This window comes from Micromonospora sp. NPDC002411 (genome assembly GCF_053592955.1).
Genome location: NZ_JBSFBM010000653.1, coordinates 1 through 1,036 on the forward strand (window position 1 = coordinate 1; position 1,036 = coordinate 1,036).

Genomic DNA, 1,036 nt, shown 5'->3' on the forward strand with positions numbered 1-1,036 from the left:
GGACACCTCCGAGATGGGCCCGCTCATCTCCGCCACCCAACGGGACCGGGTCGCCCGGCAGCGGCACGGTCCTGCTCACCGCCCCGCCGGGAGTTCCGCTGGATCCCCGTTTCGGGGTGGGCTCGGCGGTCGCGCACGCGGCGAGCGGGGCGCTGCCCCTGACCGGGGACTGGCCCAGCCTGCGCCGGGACGTGGACACTCCCACGGACCTGGCCACCGCCATCCGGCTCGGGCTGGGGCCGCACACCGCCGCACTCGTCGCCGCCGCTCATCCCGCGCGCTCCGCGGGCTGACCCGCCCGACCCGCACTGCCGGGGTGTACGGTGCCAGCATGCAGGGCACGGTGGCCAGCTACGACGCGGCGACACGCAGCGGTGTCCTGCTGCTCGACGACGGCACCGAGATGCGCTTCCCCGCACGGGCCTTCGACGCCTCCGGGCTGCGGCTTCTCCGGCTCGGCCAGCGGGTGCACATCGACACGGATCCCGACGGCACGGTCGTCCGGGTGACATTGCCGACGATGATCTGAGCCGGCGAGCCCAAGTTCATTTTGCGTTAACCGTAATCGGGTGATTATGAGCGGGTGAGCACCCCTCGCGAGAACCCGGCCCGCCAGCCCACCTCCGACCTCCGCAACGGTTCCCGCGCTCGCGGCACCGACGGCCGCTTTCGCCCGTCCCGCGCCGAACGGGCGGGCGCCGCCCGCGCCGACACCCTCGCCGACGACCCGGGGGCCGCCTCCTCCGGGCTGGACGAGGTCCTCGACCCCGTGCCGACCAGCGACGAGGTGGACGCCCCCGCCATCGCTGGCGTCCACCAGGTCCTGCCGGACGACCTCCCGACCGCCGCCGCGGCGCAGGACGACGAACCGCCGGCGCCGCTGCCCGAGGACCGGTTCCTCAACCGGGAACTCTCCTGGCTCGACTTCAACGCCCGGGTGCTCACCCTGGCCGAGGACCAGCGCACCCCACTGCTGGAAAGGGCCAAGTTCCTGGCGATCTTCGCCAGCAACCTGGACGAGTTCTTCATGGTGCGG

Annotated in this window: 1 protein-coding gene and 2 pseudogenes; all 3 read left to right on the top strand. The window is 73.4% G+C overall.

Annotation, left to right across the window (positions count from 1 at the left end):
* Positions 1-293, top strand: a pseudogene (locus tag ACWCO3_RS34785) (2-phospho-L-lactate guanylyltransferase); the annotation flags it as partial.
* Between the two features lie 38 nt (positions 294-331).
* Positions 332-529, top strand: coding sequence for a cold-shock protein (locus ACWCO3_RS34790; RefSeq protein WP_145785123.1), 198 nt, complete (start codon positions 332-334; stop codon positions 527-529).
* A gap of 54 nt (positions 530-583) precedes the next feature.
* Positions 584-1,036, top strand: a pseudogene (locus ACWCO3_RS34795) (RNA degradosome polyphosphate kinase); the annotation flags it as partial.

Excerpts from the sequence above, each read along its gene's own strand:
- ACWCO3_RS34790 (WP_145785123.1), top strand. The coding sequence starts at position 332 with ATGCAGGGCACGGTGGCCAGCTACGACGCGGCGACACGCAGCGGTGTC.